General features: G+C 39.1%; 16 protein-coding genes. 14 read left to right on the top strand and 2 right to left on the bottom strand.

Annotated features, from left to right (window positions below; genetic code table 11):
* Complete coding sequence (locus IMO47_RS16500) at positions 1-2,190, bottom strand: TonB-dependent receptor (RefSeq protein WP_196076119.1); 2,190 nt, start codon at positions 2,188-2,190, stop codon at positions 1-3.
* Positions 2,191-2,941: 751 nt separating this feature from the next.
* Between IMO47_RS16500 and IMO47_RS16495 the strand changes: the two genes are divergently transcribed.
* From IMO47_RS16495 to pal, 9 genes are all read left to right on the top strand, one after another.
* On the top strand, positions 2,942-4,351 hold the full coding sequence (locus IMO47_RS16495) for a TIGR00366 family protein (RefSeq protein ID WP_196076118.1): 1,410 nt from the start codon (positions 2,942-2,944) through the stop codon (positions 4,349-4,351).
* Between the two features lie 1,133 nt (positions 4,352-5,484).
* Positions 5,485-5,892, top strand: a complete 408-nt coding sequence (gene ybgC, locus IMO47_RS16490) for a tol-pal system-associated acyl-CoA thioesterase (protein WP_196076262.1) — start codon at positions 5,485-5,487, stop codon at positions 5,890-5,892.
* Between the two features lie 24 nt (positions 5,893-5,916).
* On the top strand, positions 5,917-6,615 hold the full coding sequence (gene tolQ, locus IMO47_RS16485) for a protein TolQ (RefSeq protein WP_004824635.1): 699 nt from the start codon (positions 5,917-5,919) through the stop codon (positions 6,613-6,615).
* On the top strand, positions 6,615-7,064 hold the full coding sequence (gene tolR / locus IMO47_RS16480) for a protein TolR (protein WP_196076263.1): 450 nt from the start codon (positions 6,615-6,617) through the stop codon (positions 7,062-7,064). Before tolQ ends, tolR begins: the two co-directional genes overlap by 1 nt.
* A gap of 3 nt (positions 7,065-7,067) precedes the next feature.
* Positions 7,068-8,456 (top strand): cell envelope integrity protein TolA, encoded by a 1,389-nt coding sequence (gene tolA / locus IMO47_RS16475; RefSeq protein WP_196076264.1) that lies wholly within the window; start codon positions 7,068-7,070, stop codon positions 8,454-8,456.
* Between the two features lie 50 nt (positions 8,457-8,506).
* Entirely contained in the window at positions 8,507-8,968 is a 462-nt protein-coding gene (locus tag IMO47_RS16470; RefSeq protein ID WP_196076265.1) for a cell envelope integrity protein TolA, read from the top strand.
* Between the two features lie 71 nt (positions 8,969-9,039).
* A complete protein-coding gene (locus tag IMO47_RS16465; protein WP_196076266.1) occupies positions 9,040-9,513 on the top strand; it encodes an energy transducer TonB in 474 nt (157 codons plus the stop codon).
* A 222-nt stretch (positions 9,514-9,735) separates the two neighbouring features.
* A complete protein-coding gene (gene tolB / locus IMO47_RS16460) occupies positions 9,736-11,019 on the top strand; it encodes a Tol-Pal system beta propeller repeat protein TolB (protein WP_196076267.1) in 1,284 nt (427 codons plus the stop codon).
* A gap of 51 nt (positions 11,020-11,070) precedes the next feature.
* Complete coding sequence (gene pal / locus IMO47_RS16455) at positions 11,071-11,640, top strand: peptidoglycan-associated lipoprotein Pal (RefSeq protein WP_196076268.1); 570 nt, start codon at positions 11,071-11,073, stop codon at positions 11,638-11,640.
* 251 nt (positions 11,641-11,891) lie between these two features.
* Here the strand turns inward: pal and IMO47_RS16450 are convergent, their stop codons facing one another.
* Entirely contained in the window at positions 11,892-12,077 is a 186-nt protein-coding gene (locus tag IMO47_RS16450) for an NF038105 family protein (protein ID WP_004824653.1), read from the bottom strand.
* A gap of 174 nt (positions 12,078-12,251) precedes the next feature.
* Here IMO47_RS16450 and IMO47_RS16445 point away from each other — a divergent pair, with 174 nt between their 5' ends.
* The 5 genes from IMO47_RS16445 (at position 12,252) to IMO47_RS16425 (ending at position 15,599) form a co-directional block, all read left to right on the top strand.
* Positions 12,252-13,226 carry a class 1 fructose-bisphosphatase gene (locus IMO47_RS16445; protein ID WP_196076269.1) on the top strand — a complete coding sequence of 325 codons (975 nt, stop codon included), beginning with the start codon at positions 12,252-12,254 and terminating at the stop codon, positions 13,224-13,226.
* Between the two features lie 109 nt (positions 13,227-13,335).
* Positions 13,336-14,112, top strand: coding sequence for an RNA methyltransferase (locus tag IMO47_RS16440; protein ID WP_196076270.1), 777 nt, complete (start codon positions 13,336-13,338; stop codon positions 14,110-14,112).
* Between the two features lie 156 nt (positions 14,113-14,268).
* Positions 14,269-14,883: an RNA polymerase sigma factor gene (locus tag IMO47_RS16435; protein WP_196076275.1), complete on the top strand. Its 615-nt coding sequence runs from the start codon at positions 14,269-14,271 to the stop codon at positions 14,881-14,883.
* Positions 14,876-15,202 carry a hypothetical protein gene (locus IMO47_RS16430; protein WP_196076271.1) on the top strand — a complete coding sequence of 109 codons (327 nt, stop codon included), beginning with the start codon at positions 14,876-14,878 and terminating at the stop codon, positions 15,200-15,202. The genes IMO47_RS16435 and IMO47_RS16430 overlap by 8 nt, the downstream gene beginning before the upstream one ends.
* Positions 15,192-15,599: a DUF3106 domain-containing protein gene (locus IMO47_RS16425; protein ID WP_196076272.1), complete on the top strand. Its 408-nt coding sequence runs from the start codon at positions 15,192-15,194 to the stop codon at positions 15,597-15,599. Before IMO47_RS16430 ends, IMO47_RS16425 begins: the two co-directional genes overlap by 11 nt.
* Positions 15,600-15,678: the final 79 nt, after the last annotated feature.

Here is a 15,678-nt window from a genome sequence, read left to right as displayed (position 1 = left end):
TTAAAATTTAAAGGTAGTACTTAATTGAACACGACGACCTTCTTGGGTATTTCTATATCGGTTATAATAAAGAGAACCTACATTTTGATAATCAACAAAGTTTTTATCAAATACATTATATAAGCCAACGCCAATATCAACTTTATCATTTATATTAAAATTAGATCCCACATGCATCAAAGCATAGGCTTTATAGTCACCCAAGGCATCATATACCCCTTTTTCAGTCGCCGTTAAATTATCGTAAGTGGATGTATAACGTGCACGTTCACTTCGATACTCGCCTCTCGCCCACAATTGAATTCTATCGTCGGCTTGCCATTTTAATGATGTATTGACTATATGTTTAGGTGTATCGTTTAGAGGCGGATTACCCAATGCTTTATCCTGGATTTCTGTTTCAGTCCATGTATAGTTCAAACCCAATTTCCAATTTGGTACAAATTCCCAATTTAAACCTGTTTCGACACCATAGATTTCAGCTTTCTGCGCATTGATTGGACGTCTAACGCTCCAAGCACGAGAACCTGTATCGACAGATTGCATTAGCCATGGTGTACCCACACTTGCCATGTAATCTTCACAGGATTTTTTTCCCGCAGTATTCTTAGCATCACAAGTTTTCTCAATCGAACCGGTCACGATTTTGTCTTTCACCTGACTATAAAATGCTGTGATATTGGCATCAAAATTGGAAGCATTAGTAAAATAAGTACCGAACTCGAGGTTACGACTTGTTTCAGGTTTCAGATCAGGATTGCCAAAAAGCGGAATTCGCCCTTGTCCTCCCACATTATAAATTCCCCGAGTTAGGCGCTCTAGACGAGGCGCTTTGTATCCCTCACTATAGCCACCTTTGAGCGTCCAATTATCATTTGCATTCCATACCAAGTACGCTCTAGGTGTCCAAAAAGAACCAAAGGTATCATGATTGTCAAAACGTAAACCTGTCGTTAGCGCCAAACTTGGTGTGAACGCCCAAGTATCTTCTGCAAATACACCGATTTGTTGAAAGGAAACATCTTTATTTACCCTCAATCCGTCTTTGATGCTTGCATCCCACCATTGCCCACCTAAAGTAATGTTATGTCCATCAAAATATTGGCTGGCAAATTTTGTATCAAAAATCGTATCTTTACTTTCCAATAGTCGAGGACTAATCACATTAGCCCCCGCTTGAGCACGAGATGGAATAAGACGACCTATGGTTTCTGTTTGTGTATTACTGATGCTTGAGTCCAACGTTCCTATATCCGTACGCCATGTGTGGGCAAATACTATTCGATCTCGATTATATTCTTGCGCTCTATCATATCCACCATTTGCACCAAGCGTTCCCAATTGCGCTTTACTATTGTCATACCACTGCTCTGTTTTTTCATATTCTAAAGAGAGATCATGTTGCTGGGTGGGCGTCAATGTCAAACGGGCACCAACCGTGTCAATATCGGATTTGGTTGGATTGTTCCCCATAGACAGCTCAACAGCATTATCATTCTGGTCGAGATAACCTACATTTGACTGATTACGCTCTGCTTTACGCCCCCTAAGTTGTATCCCGAGCAGATCTTTGATAATTGGTCCCATAATAAAAGAATCTATTGCCCGTTGATTACCAAATCTAGAACTATTGGGCTGCAAGGTCGCTTCTATGGTGGTACTACCTGTCCATTCATTGGATACTTTTTTAGTGATGATATTGACAACACCGCCCATAGCATCAGAACCGTAGAGTGTGGAAGCAGGTCCACGAATAACCTCAATCCGCTCAATGGCAGAAATTGGAGGAATAAAACTATTATTGGATTCACCAAAACCATTTGGAGTGATATCTCCTGTACTGTTTTGACGGCGACCATCAATTAAAACAAGGGAATACTCAGAATCCATCCCTCTGATTCGAATATTCAACCCACCTGTTTTTCCAGCTTCAGGACTGATATCTACACCTTCAATATCAATTAAAGCATCAGCAATAGAATTAATCCGTTTATCTTTTAAATCTTTTTCTGTAATGACCGTAATACTGGCTGGTGCGTCTTTTAGCTTTTGCTCGAAGCCTGCAGCTGAAACCACAATCGTGGCAAGTTGTTGAGCAGAATTCACTTCTGCATTGTTATTTGCAAAGACTGTATTAGTTGTAATACCTAAAAGTGCTATCGAAACAGGACGAAGATCAAGCGTTCTCATACATAAATCCCCATTGATAAACGAGATAAATTCGGACAATAAAATTTAAAACACGCAAATACAAATAATAATTATTCTTATTTGCATAAAAAGAATACAAAACCCACAACAAATAGTAAAGAAATATTACACATAAAATTAAATATGACTAAAAAGTAATTTTCAGAATCAATCCCAAGAAATCATCTACTCAGATATTTCATTCTAAATTATTGTTAAAACTATTCTTTTATAAGTTTCCATTGTGTATAGCTGATCGATCAATCATTGTAATCATGCAAATTGGGGAATTCGCTGCACTGCGCTTTAGCCCTTTCTTGTGATTTCTTTGAGCATGGAAAATTTTTTTAATACGAGAGAGGATTTTTGAACATAAAAAAATATAAAAGTTGAATCAAATCTTATGCGGATGCCCTTATCTCGCCATGCAAAAATATGGCTGCGCGCTTTGGATTAATGAGTTTTTCTTATCGTACGTTTAAAAGTTTAAATTTATAAAATGCTCAATTCAATGTTAATAATTTAATACAAACAGCATGAATGTTTTATCTCACGCTAAAAACCGCGAATCAAACAAATAGGCTTACAAGGAGTGTAAGTTTAAAAAATCAAACTTTATGGATCAATTGCTCAAAAATCATTTTTATACAAATAGTTAAAACAGGCTGATGCAGACCAGTCAATCAGAAATCGTCAATATTTTCACTATGGATGCAGTCGCTTTATCGCCAAATAAATAGGATGTTTAAATATGGATAGTTCTCAGAACATATTACAAAAATTTGCCATAAGAGTAAGTAACTGGTCAGAAAAATGGTTTCCTGATTCCTATATCTTTGCACTCTTGGGTGTAATCATTGTTGCCATAGCTGCTATTGGAATAGGAGCACCTGTTCATGATGTTGCCATTTCATTTGGCAATGGTTTCTGGAGTCTGATTCCTTTTACCATGCAAATGTGCATGCTAATTGTTGTAGGTTATGTCGTTTCTGTTTCTAAACCGATCGAAATGCTCATTCAAAAAATGGCTCAAATTCCCACTTCAGGAAGAAACGCAATCGTTTTTGTTGCAACAGTGAGTTTATTGATTTCACTGATTAACTGGGCGATGAGTACAGTTTTAACAGCCCTTTTGGTGATTGCACTGTCCAAACGTAAAGAACTTAACATGGATTATCGTGCCGCCGCTGCCGCTGCTATTATTGGTATGGGAGCGACGTGGGCACTTGGAATTAGTTCTTCTGCAGCTCAACTACAAGCCAATAAAGCGAGCTTACCTGAACCGCTGTACGATTTAACAGGAATCATCCCCTTCTCTGAAACGATCTTTTTGCCACAGTCTATGATGATGACTGCAGTATTGATTATTGTATCGATTGCTATTGCATTCTGGTCTGCACCTAAAGCAAATAGCATCAAGACTGTAGATGATTTTGACATCCATTTTGAAGACGAAAAAAGCAAAGCACAAGACCGAAAGCGCCCTGGTGACTGGTTAGAAAACTCCCCCATACTCAGTATCTTCATTGTAGTTTTAGGACTGATCTGGATGTTTAATGAGTTTACCAAGAGTAATCCAATTATAGCGATCTCCAGTCTAAACACTTATAACTTTATCTTTCTCATGCTCGGTATTGCTTTACATGGCACACCTCGAAACTTTTTAAATGCAGTTTCTAAAGCCGTCCCTGCAATTTCGGGTGTACTGATTCAATTCCCACTTTATGGCAGTATTGCTTTTATCATGACCAATGCAATCAATGCACAGGATTTATCGTTATCTCATTATATTGCTGAATTTTTTGTGTCAATTGCATCTAAAGAAACCTTCGCAGTTGTCATGGGACTCTATTCTGCAATTTTAGGCTTTTTTATTCCTTCAGGCGGTGGGAAATGGATTATTGAAGCACCCTATGTGATGCAAGCTGCACAAGATTTAAAAGTACATTTAGGATGGTCTGTCCAAATTTATAATGCGGCAGAAGCTTTACCCAATTTAATTAATCCATTCTTTATGTTACCAATGCTGGGCATTTTAAAACTAAAAGCCAAAGACGTTATCGGATTTACCGTGACCCAGCTGGTGTTCCATGTTCCCTTGGTTTTATTCTTATTGTGGATTCTTGGGCGTACCCTTACCTATAACCCGCCGATATTTTAAACCTTATAGGACTTTGTCTCACATTGTTATTATGAGCGGCTTCTTCAATATAATTTACTGTTGAATAAGTCCGCCGTTCAAAACTTATTTTAAACAATTAAGCTTAGACATGATCATCAAAAATATTGTTATAGATAAATATGTATCATTTTTAAAATAAAATTCTCTACAAGTATTGATTCAACCATTGAAAACTTTCGCTTATTGACCTGTTTATTTATAAATTTACCATGTAAGCATTCTTCTGAAATATAAATGATTCAATGACCATGGAGATATCTCTCCAAAACGCCTGTAGAAGTCAATCAGCTTTTAATCATAATCTCAAAAAAAAGCCCACTATTGGGGAAGTGGGCAAAAACCTTTGCTAGCCAAGTGTACGCATTGCAAAGAAAATTGATTTATATAATGAAATAAAATAATTTTCAAGTTTTTATAAATTAATTGTTTAATTAAATTAAAATAATGTGACAATTGTCAATTTTTTTATTAAAAAGCCAACCTACGAAAATTGAACTTTGATCAATATTTCGACTTATTTTTAAAACTTTACTTTTTTCATCTGTAACATGACCGTGTTGAATCACAATCTGCTCAATATTTACAAATAACCGTCTTACGATTTTTTCTTTTCTTAGTATGAATGTTTATTTTTAAATACTCTTTATCTGTCCTATCGAATGCAGGCTGTTGTCTTAGCATAGTTAAGCAGCTTTCCTGATACTTATACATTCAGTCACGCCTAGCTGATTCGGAATGTAATCTTGTGCCATTTGAGAAAACACACCTTATGCTAAAATTTGCGCCGAAGTTAGTGCTGAATTCTTGTGAAAAATCTATCAGTGAGTCGAATCAATTTACTTTTCTGCAATATAGCGTTTAAAGCCTATATACATGTACTGTCCAATCAACCAGTTCACTGTTCATGTAGATTTTTTTCTCAAAGCATCCATTAAATGTTTGGGTAGGGTTGATTTATTTCTTTATAGAGATTGTAAATTTTTATTCAGCGATTCAGTCAGCAATATAAAATTCTTGATTCCAACTGAATGATTTGAAATTGAACTAAAACAAGTCAGCACTGACAAGCAGTTGATAGATATGCAATAAACAACACAGGAATGCATAGTAACATGAGTAATAAATTCGAATTTGAGATCCGTGTATATATTGAAGATACAGATGCAGGTGGAATCGTCTACCATGCCAATCATATTCGCTTCATGGAACGTGCTCGCACAGAATGGTTACGTGCTTCTGGCATTGATCATTACTGGCATCAAAAAGACTACAATTTTGTGGTTCATAAAATTGCATTGAAATATTCCCGCCCTATACTGATGGACGATCTTATTACTGTTACAGCAAGTGTAGTTTCATGTAAAGCTTCGTCATTTGTGTTGCAACAAAATATATATCGTGGTGAAATCATGCTTGCTTCTGGCGAGGTAGAATTGGCATGTTTAAGTACTGATATGAAACCTCGTAGAATTCCTGACGAAATCCGTGATTTAATTCTTCGAGAATTAGCTCACGAATAAAAAATACTTTTGGCACATGTAACTATGGCAACACAACTAGAATCCTCTCTGCACATCTCTGATTTAATTTTACAAGCGAGCCCTGTGGTTCAATTGGTCATGCTGGTCTTAGTACTTGCATCTGTTTTTAGTTGGTATCTGATTGCCAAGTTACATATGGGCTATAAAAAAGCTCGCCAAGGTGATGATCATTTTCAAAAAATATTCTGGTCAGGTGCTGAACTCAATACACTTTACAACAATGCACAACTAAACTCTAAACGCGATGGTCTAGAAGACATCTTTTATCAGGGTTTAAGTGAATATTTGAAATTGAAAAAGCGTCAGGCAGATACCGTTCCCATGATAGAAGGGACAGAACGTATTCTGCGTGTAGGTTTAAGTCGAGATCAAGGTCGTCTAGAACAGGGCTTGAGTGCTTTAGCCAGTATTGGTTCTGTCGCACCTTATGTTGGTTTATTTGGTACGGTTTGGGGCATCATGAGTGCATTTATCGGTTTAGCTCAGGTTGAACAAGTGACTCTTGCAACTGTGGCACCAGGCATTGCAGAAGCACTGATTGCAACTGCGATCGGTTTATTTGCAGCAATTCCAGCAGTATTGGCATTTAACCACTATACTGCCAAAGGTGAAGAAATTTATTCAGATCGTGCATTATTTGCCGAAGAAATGGTGGCGCTGTTACAACGTCAGTCTGTGGGAACTACACAGGAAGCTGAATAATGGCAATCCAACGCTCTGGACGTTTTGACCGCGTCAAAAAGCCTTTAAAAAGTGATATGAATGTTGTTCCCTATATCGACGTTATGTTGGTTTTATTGGTGATTTTCATGGTCACTGCTCCCATGATTACCACAGGTGTCAAAGTTGACTTACCCCAAGCCAATAATAACCCCATTCAATCTGAGGACCGACCTGCTATTGTGACGCTTAATGCAGACGGAAGCATTCAACTGGAAGATAAAACACATAAAAATGATGTGATTACGTTAGAAGAGCTTAAATCTATACTCACAGAGAATCAAAAACTGGCTCAAGCAGATAACAAGCAATTGAGCGTTTTGATTAATGGTAGTGAATCACGACCATATGGTGAAGTGATGAAACTTATGTCTGCATTACAAGATGCTGGTTTAAGTCAAGTTGGCTTACTGACTGAGTCTGTAAAGTAAGTTATGAAAAATACTCAAAAGCCACAATCTAAAGAAAAAGCGATTGCACTTGGATTTACTCTCGGTATTCATGTGGTGGCGATTACTGGCTTACTTTTTCTTGGTCTGAGTCGGCCACCAGAACCGCCAAAGCAAATTAAAACGGTTCTCATCAAACCTGAAGATTTACCACCACCAGAACCTAAGCCATTGGTAGATAGTGAGTCCACTGAAACAGCAGACTCAAAAGTTTCAGAAAATATCCAGCAAACTGCCGAACCTGATCAAACTGCACCTGAAATTCCAAGCCTGCACAAGCCAGATACTCAAGCCATAGACATGCAAAAAGCAGCTGAAGAAGCAAAAGCGGCTGCTTTAGAACAAAAAATGGCTCTCGCTGCAGCGCGAGCAGCTCAGGAAAAAGCGGCAGAACAAGCAAAGGCAAAAGCTGCTGCTGCTGAGAAAGCACAACAAGAAGCGGCTGAAAAAGTTAAACAGGCAAAAAATGCTGCTGAAAGAGCCAAAGCGGAAGCCGAGGCAAAAATTAAAGCTGAAGCTGCTGCTAAAGCAAAACAAGAAGCGATCCAAAGAGCCAAAGCAGATGCGGCTGAAAAAGCAAGATTAGCTCGTCTTGATGCAGAAGCTAAACGCAAAGCTGAAGCTGCTGAAAAAGTAAGGAAAGAAGCGGCTGAAAAAGCTGCACAAGCTAAAGCAGAGGCAGCTGCGAAAGCCAAAGCAGAGGTGGAAGCGAAACGCAAGGCAGATGCAAATGCAAAAGCCAAGGCAGATGCCGAGGCGAAACGTAACGCAGATGCAAAAGCCAAAGCAGATGCTGAAGCGAAACGCAAAGCTGATGCAAATGCCAAAGCCAAGGCAGATGCTGAGGCGAAACGTAACGCAGATGCAAAAGCCAAAGCAGATGCTGAAGCGAAACGCAAAGCTGATGCAAATGCCAAAGCCAAGGCAGATGCTGAGGCGAAACGTAAAGCTGATGCAGAAGCAAAAGCCAAATCAGAGGCTGATGCAAAAGCGAAAGCAGATGCAAAACGTAAAGCTGATCTTGCTCGTGAATTAGAGGAAGAAAAAAATTCTGCTGCTGAAAAAGCAAGAGAAGCCGCTGCGAATAAAAAAGCAGAGGTGAGAAAGATTGCATCTTCAGCCAAAAAAGATTTTGAAAATAAAGTTCGAAATGCTTGGCGCATGCCGGCTGGCTCATCTGGTCAAAAAGCAACTGCGCGAGTTACACTGACAGAAAGCGGCGCTGTCGCCTCAGTTATCGTCAATGCATCTGATCCTGATGTCAAAGCCAGTGTTGAGCAGGCTGTACGCAATGCAGCACCTTTTCCAATGCCCTCTGATCCGGATGCACGTCGCGAAGCACGAAGCTTTACAGCAACCTTTACTGTGAAATAAGTTCAAGAATATATACCCTGCTCCGGCAGGGTTGTTATTTGATTCAAACTATGGACAAAGTATCTGTGAAAATTTTTGTATTTATATTTCTGTCAGTCATCTATCAAAACACACTCGCAAATCAAAGCAGCCAGAATGCAGAACCTAATTTTTCATCTATCCATCCGTCAGAATTGAACACCAATGTGTCGGCTCTTAGTAAACAAAACAATCCCGCCGATGAGCAAAAAGCTGAAATGAAAAAATTGGCATTCAGTACGAAAAAAGATTTTGCACATAAAATTCTAAGGGCTTGGCATATGCCAATAGGTGCAACGGGTCTTCACGGCAAAGCACGTATAAAACTTAGAGAAAATGGCTCGATTGACTTAATTGTCGTCAACGCAGCAGATCCAGATATCAAGGCAAGTATTGAGCAAGCGATCTACGACGCAGCGCCATTCACCATGCCCACTCAACCGGATGTAAGGAGAGATGTACAAAGTTTTTCGGTCAGCTTTATTGTAGAATAAGGTTTGCATTCTCCGCTGTTAAAACGATACCGATGATCAATCAGAACATAAAGACACATTGGGAAAATAAAATGCAATTTAAAACATTACTGGTTCACAGCTTGCTCATGAGTTTCCCAACATTGTCATTTGCTGAAAAAATTCAAACCAACACACCAGTTGAAATCAATACGCAGCAAGCACCTTCAAACCCATCTACAGATGAAATTCCACCTGATGCATCACGCTTGTCAAGGAACTCTCCCACCCAAACAGATCAACCTGATCAAGCACAGCTCATCAATCAAATTTATAAGCACAGAGCAAACCGTATTACAAAATTTTGGAAAAGACCTGTAACCCATTTAGCAGAAAGTGCTCATGTACAAGTTTATTTAGATGAACAAGGAAAGGTAAAAGATATTTTATTGGATGGACAGTTGAGTGATGCATTTGCATTGTCGATAAAAACTGCGATTTATAAAGCAGCACCCTTTAAAATGCCCGAAGAGCACGCACTTAAAAAGCAATTACAAGAAATTCGCATTTACTTTACCACAGAATGATATCCAAGGTTTCGTCCACAGTTATGCTGTCTATCAATTTGTTTTGACAGCTTTGATACACTGTCATTCTGCTACCTCATACATGTAGATTTATTTTGTATCAACAAATAGCGAATTATCATCTTTTATTCATAATTACATGCTTTATATAGATTAAAATAATGTCTTTATGCTACAAAGCTAAGCATAGTTAAAAATTGATATTTGAGTACATGAAGTCCAATGAAAATCATGCCTAAACGTCTATTAGGATTAGCGATAATTGCTGCATTGAGCCCTGCATTGATCACCACATCCTATGCACAATTGCATTTAGAAATTGCTAAAGCGCCTGAGTCTGCACCTAAAATTGCCATTCTTCCTTTTAGTAATGATCAGTCGATCTATCCGATCATTGAGCAGGATTTAAATCGTTCTGGTCGTTTTACCAGTTCATCTAAAAATCTGCCTGCGACTGCCAGCGTAAACAATGTTAATGCAGAAGCATGGAAAGCTGCAGGTGTGCCTTATATTGTTTTAGGTGAATCCAAGGCAAACCCTGATGGCTCATTGGCTGTACATTACCAATTATATGATGTCGAAAAACAAAAATTCTTACTCAATGAATTGCTTACGGTTCCTGCTTCGCGAGTACGTACCGCTGCACATATGATCAGTGATGCCATCTATCAGGCATTGACAGGTATTCAAGGTGACTTTACAGGACGTATTGCCTATGTGCTACGCAATCCTGCAACACCGGATACACGTTATACTCTGCAAATCGCTGATACCGATGGTGAGCAACCTAAAACTGTTCTGAGTTCAAGAGATCCTATTCTGTCTCCTGCTTGGACACCTGATGCCAAGAAAATTGCATATGTTTCATTTGAAACAAAACGTCCAGCTATTTATGTTCAAGACTTGGCTTCTGGTGCCCGGGAGAAATTAGCCTCATTCCGCGGTTTGAATGGTGCACCTAGTTTTTCTCCTGATGGAAAGTCGATGTTGTTCACTGCATCCATGCACGGTAATCCTGAAATATACCAAATGGATTTAGACACTCGCCAAGTTAAACGCATGACCAATGACAGTGCAATTGATACAGAGGCACGCTATGCACCAGATGGCAAATCATTTATTTTTACCTCTGACCGCGGCGGATCAGCACAAATTTATCGTTATAACTTTGATGATGGTTCAACCAAACGTTTAACTTTCCGTGGCGCATTCAATGCCCGTGGTACGCTCAGCGCCGATGGTAAATATGTTGCATTGGTTCACCGCCCTTCTGGCAGTAATTACAAAGTCGCGATTCAAGAAATTTCAACTGGAATTACCAATATTCTAACTCCAACAAGTCTTGATGAATCACCAAGCTTTTCTCCGAACGGACAAATGGTGGTATACGCAACGCGTGAAGACAGCCGAGGCTTATTGGCAATCATGTCAACAGATGGTCGTTTCCGTATGAATTTACCAAGTGAACAAGGTGAAGTACGTGAACCAGCTTGGGCACCTAAATAATTTAAACGACATAGCATGACTTAATTTAAAAAGGAAGTATCGGAGATCAATATGAAGGCTATTCAATATCTAACTTTACCATTGCTTGCAGCAAGCTTGGTCATGACTGGTTGTGCCAGCCGTAAACCTGCTGCAACAGTAGAGTCTGGAACAAATCCTAATAGTGCGACTACTGTCAACACAACAGGTTTAAGCGAAGATGCAGCTTTAAATGCACAAAATCTAGCTGGCGCTTCATCAAAAGGTGTAACTGAAGCGAATAAAGCATTCTTGGCGAAGCGTGTTGTACATTTTGACTATGACAGCAGTGATCTTTCAAATGATGACTATCAAACACTTCAAGCACATGCACAATTCTTAATTGCCAATGCAAATTCAAAAGTTGCCTTAACAGGTCATACCGATGAGCGTGGTACGCGCGAATACAATATGGCTTTGGGTGAACGTCGTGCAAAAGCTGTCGAAAGCTACTTGATCACTAACGGTGTTAAGCCAAACCAATTAGAAGCGGTGAGTTACGGCAAAGAAATGCCAATTAATGCTGGGCATGATGAATCTGCGTGGAAAGAAAACCGTCGTGTCGAAATTAACTACGAAGCTGTTCCCCCATTGTTAAAATAATTTTTCAAAATCAATAAAAAAAATGCCCAATTCAATTGGGCATTTTTTATATTAGGCGATCCTGACTATTTGTCACTCTGACCTTAATGCTTTAAAACATCAAAACTGGAATTTCAACTGATTAATGAAAAGGAAAGATAATGCCTTCTTTATGATGAATTTCAAGCATGATTGAGATGATAGGAGTCGAAATTTAGTTGAATCATAAAATTAAAAAAGCGCTCATCAAACTGACAAACGCTTCTTATTGCTTAAGCCTTTGACTCGTCTGGCTTGGGACTTTGCATGGATTCAATCATATCGTGCTTATTGAATTCTTTGAATTCAGGTTTAGCTTCGTAATTCTTCCATGCTTCTTTCACATTTTCAGCACTAATCTCTTTAAGATCAATACCTTCATTTTGAGTCGGAGTCGCTTCAAACTTTGCCGTTGTCATGTGAGTGCTCCTTAACGCTATTATCCGTATATCCAACATAACACTTTCTAAAATACTTGCAAGGGTAATTTCACGACAAATAACACAGGATAATTTTTATTTTCAGCGGAACTCATCTAAAATACCGCTATTGTTTAATGTATCAAAATTTATCGCTTTTGGAGCACCTCTGATATGTCATATCGCACCCTATCCCAATACTTAGAACAACAACAAGGGAATTTAACACCTGAACTTGCCAATGTGATTGAAACCATTGCCAACACATGCAAAACCATTGATCAGGCGCTACAAAAAGGTGCTTTAGCAGGTGTACTTGGCAGCGCTCAACATGAAAATGTACAAGGTGAAGAACAGAAGAAACTTGATGTGATTTCCAATGATTATTTGATTGATGCACTGAAAGCCAATCAAAATGTGGGTGGCTTAGCGTCAGAAGAGTTAGATGAATTCACACCGGCACAAGAAAACGGAAAATATTTGGTTCTATTTGATCCTTTAGATGGTTCAAGCAATATTGATATCAATATGTGTGTTGGTACAATTTTTTCAATTCTCCCTGCCCAAAATAGCATTACTCAAGCTGAAGATTTCATGCAAGCTGGTTCACAACAGGCTGCTGCGGGTTATGTTCTGTACGGTCCATCCACGATGATGGCACTTACCGTTGGTGCTGGTGTTGTATTCTTTACCTTTGATCCGGAAACCCAACAGTTCTTGCTGACTTCTGAAAATGTTCAAGTGGCTGCGGATACTAAAGAATATGCAATCAATGCTTCAAATCAACGTCACTGGGAAGCTCCTGTAAAACGCTATATCGATGAACTTCAAGCAGGTAAAACTTCTGTACGTGAAAAAGACTTTAATATGCGTTGGGTTGCGTGTATGGTGGGTGATATTCACCGCATTCTATGCCGCAGCGGTATTTTCCTATATCCATATGATACCAAAGACCCTCAAAAAGCAGGTCGTCTTCGTTTAATGTATGAAGCCAATCCAATGAGTATGTTAATGGAACAGGCAGGTGGAGCATCGACAACAGGTCGAGTGCGTATCTTGGATATTCAACCTACTGAATTGCATCAACGTGTTCCTGTTGTGATCGGTTCTAAAAATGAAGTTGAACTTGTTACTCGTTATCACCACTAATTCTTTGAATATTACGCTCTCTTTGAAATCGTAATACCAGTAAGGATCTGTTGAAAATTCACTTAAGGATAAACAGCAGATCCTACTTCTTTTTTGGATCTATTCTCCCATGCCTACAATTTTCCTTGAATCAAAAGACAATCCAAAAATTAAACACTTAAGAGGTTTGATTGAGCAAAATACTTACCGTAAAAAACAAGGGCAAACTGTACTCGAAGGAACACATCTAAGCCTTGCATGGTTGGAAAAAGGACGCAAAATTAATTCAATTTTCACCACTGAACATGCATTGGATCATGAAGATCTGGGTGAGATCATTGACCAATACCAAGGTGCTGTGTTTGTCATCAGCGAAGCGTTGTATAAGGACCTAAGCACATTAGGGACAAGTCTTGCCTGTCTTGCAATAGTTGATTTGCCGACTTCAACACACGCCTTGAATTTTAGCGAAGACACTTTAATTCTTGAAAATGTCCAGGACCCAGGAAATGTTGGAACTTTATTGCGTTCTGCCGCTGCCGCAGGCATCGAACAAATTGTCTGTACCAAAGGTTCTGCTTCTTTGTGGTCACCACGTGTTCTCCGTGCGGGTATGGGTGCGCATTTCTCCTTGCAGACTTATGAAAATGTTGTACTTGAGGATATTTTAAAACAATTCAAAATTCCTGTGTATGTGACCAGCTCACACGAAGCAGAAAGCCTGTACTCGAAAAATTTACGTAAACAATGTGTATGGATTTTGGGTAATGAAGGTCAAGGCGTTTCAGAATTTGCACTGAAACGTGCTGAGGCCGTATCTATTCCACAACCAGGCGGTCAAGAATCACTCAATGTTGCTGTTGCAGGCTCGATTTGTTTCTTTGAAATGGTTCGTCAACGACTATAAGGTTAAATTATTTTAAATATCGCCCGTTATTGAAGAAAATCATTTAAACTGAAAAAAATAATTGATTTACGTGTCAACCCAAACCATTTTTTAAACGTTATAGTGATATGAATTTAAAATAATGGTGGGTATCCAATGACGGGATTTTCCATCTCTATGGACTTAGCACCAAAGAAGTCACAGACTGAAACAGCCAGTACTCAAACGAGTACCAGTGAACAGCGCCTGCGTTTTTTTATGCAGGATGTGACAGGTCGTGCCTTGGTGATGATGGAGAATGCAACACAAGGTCATAATGGAATTGCAATGGATTTGGTACAGGAAGCTTTTATTTCCTTACACAAGTCCTATGCCGATAAATCCACAGAAGAATGGTATCCATTGTTCTACACCATTTTAAACAACAAATTACAGGATTGGCGCCGTAAAGAAGCGCGTAGAGCATCTCCCTTTTCATTGTTTCGAAAAATTGATTTAGATGCTGATGATGAAGAAGCAATGGAAATTGTTGATGAATCCACGCCAAACCCGCTTCAGTTTTTAGATCAAGATGTCACTATCGAAGAAATTCAAGACGCGATTAGTGAGTTACCTGTACGCCAGCAACAAGCATTCATGCTACGGGCATGGGAAGGTTTTGACACACAGACAACGGCATCGATTATGAACTGTAGCGAAGGTAGTGTGAAAACCCATTACCATAGAGCAATTCAAGGATTGAGAACTGCGCTATCACATTTAAATCCGTATGGAGGTTCATCACATGAATAATGATGATTTCACCAAACAAGTGACGGCAAAACTGGACGAGCTTGCACGTCATCACCGCAATAAAGCTGTGGTGATGAACAATGTGCTAGATCGTATCCAAGATCAGCCGACATCACGCTTTGGCAACTGGAAAATGACTGGCTTTGCACTTGCAGCAGCAATTACAGGCTTTGTTGTTGTCCCAAACGCTTTTGATGTTTCCAATGAAGCCCATGCACCACAACAAGTGGTGATTAGCCCTAAACTTTCACCTCAGATGATGGAAGATTTAGACATGTTATCTGTTTTTGGTGAGGATAAAAATTCTCATGGTAGCTAGAAAATTAGCATTGGCATTTTGTGCTTTTAGTTTTCTACAAACAAGTTTTGCTGGATTTGAACGTTTTTGGATTTTTTCCAAAGATGCGAATACGCAAGTCAATGAAACATGGGATGCGCTGTCTGAAGATGAACAAAAAGCATTGATCAAGCGCTATCAAAATTTAAAAGAGCTTCCTACAGAGCAAAGCGCTGCTTTACAACAGCGTATGGATTGGTTTACTCAACTTCCTGAACAAGAAAAGCAAAAAATGCGTGAAGCATGGCAACAAATGAGTACATCTGAACGCAATGAAATGCGAAAAAAAATGCAAAAAGCATCTACATCAGATGAACGCAATGAAATCCGAGAAAAATATATTCAAAAATACCAACCAAGTAGCGTTGCATCGCATTAGCATCATGTATTGATGTGGACTAAAGCCAGTCATTGTACTGGCTTTTTGGTAATCAACTTTTTCATATAAAACCATAGCC

Source organism: Acinetobacter sp. Res13-Abat-PEC15-P4-01 (assembly GCF_015676285.1).
GTDB classification, from domain to species: Bacteria; Pseudomonadota; Gammaproteobacteria; order Pseudomonadales; family Moraxellaceae; genus Acinetobacter; species Acinetobacter nematophilus.
This window is presented reverse-complemented; position numbering and strand designations above follow the sequence as displayed.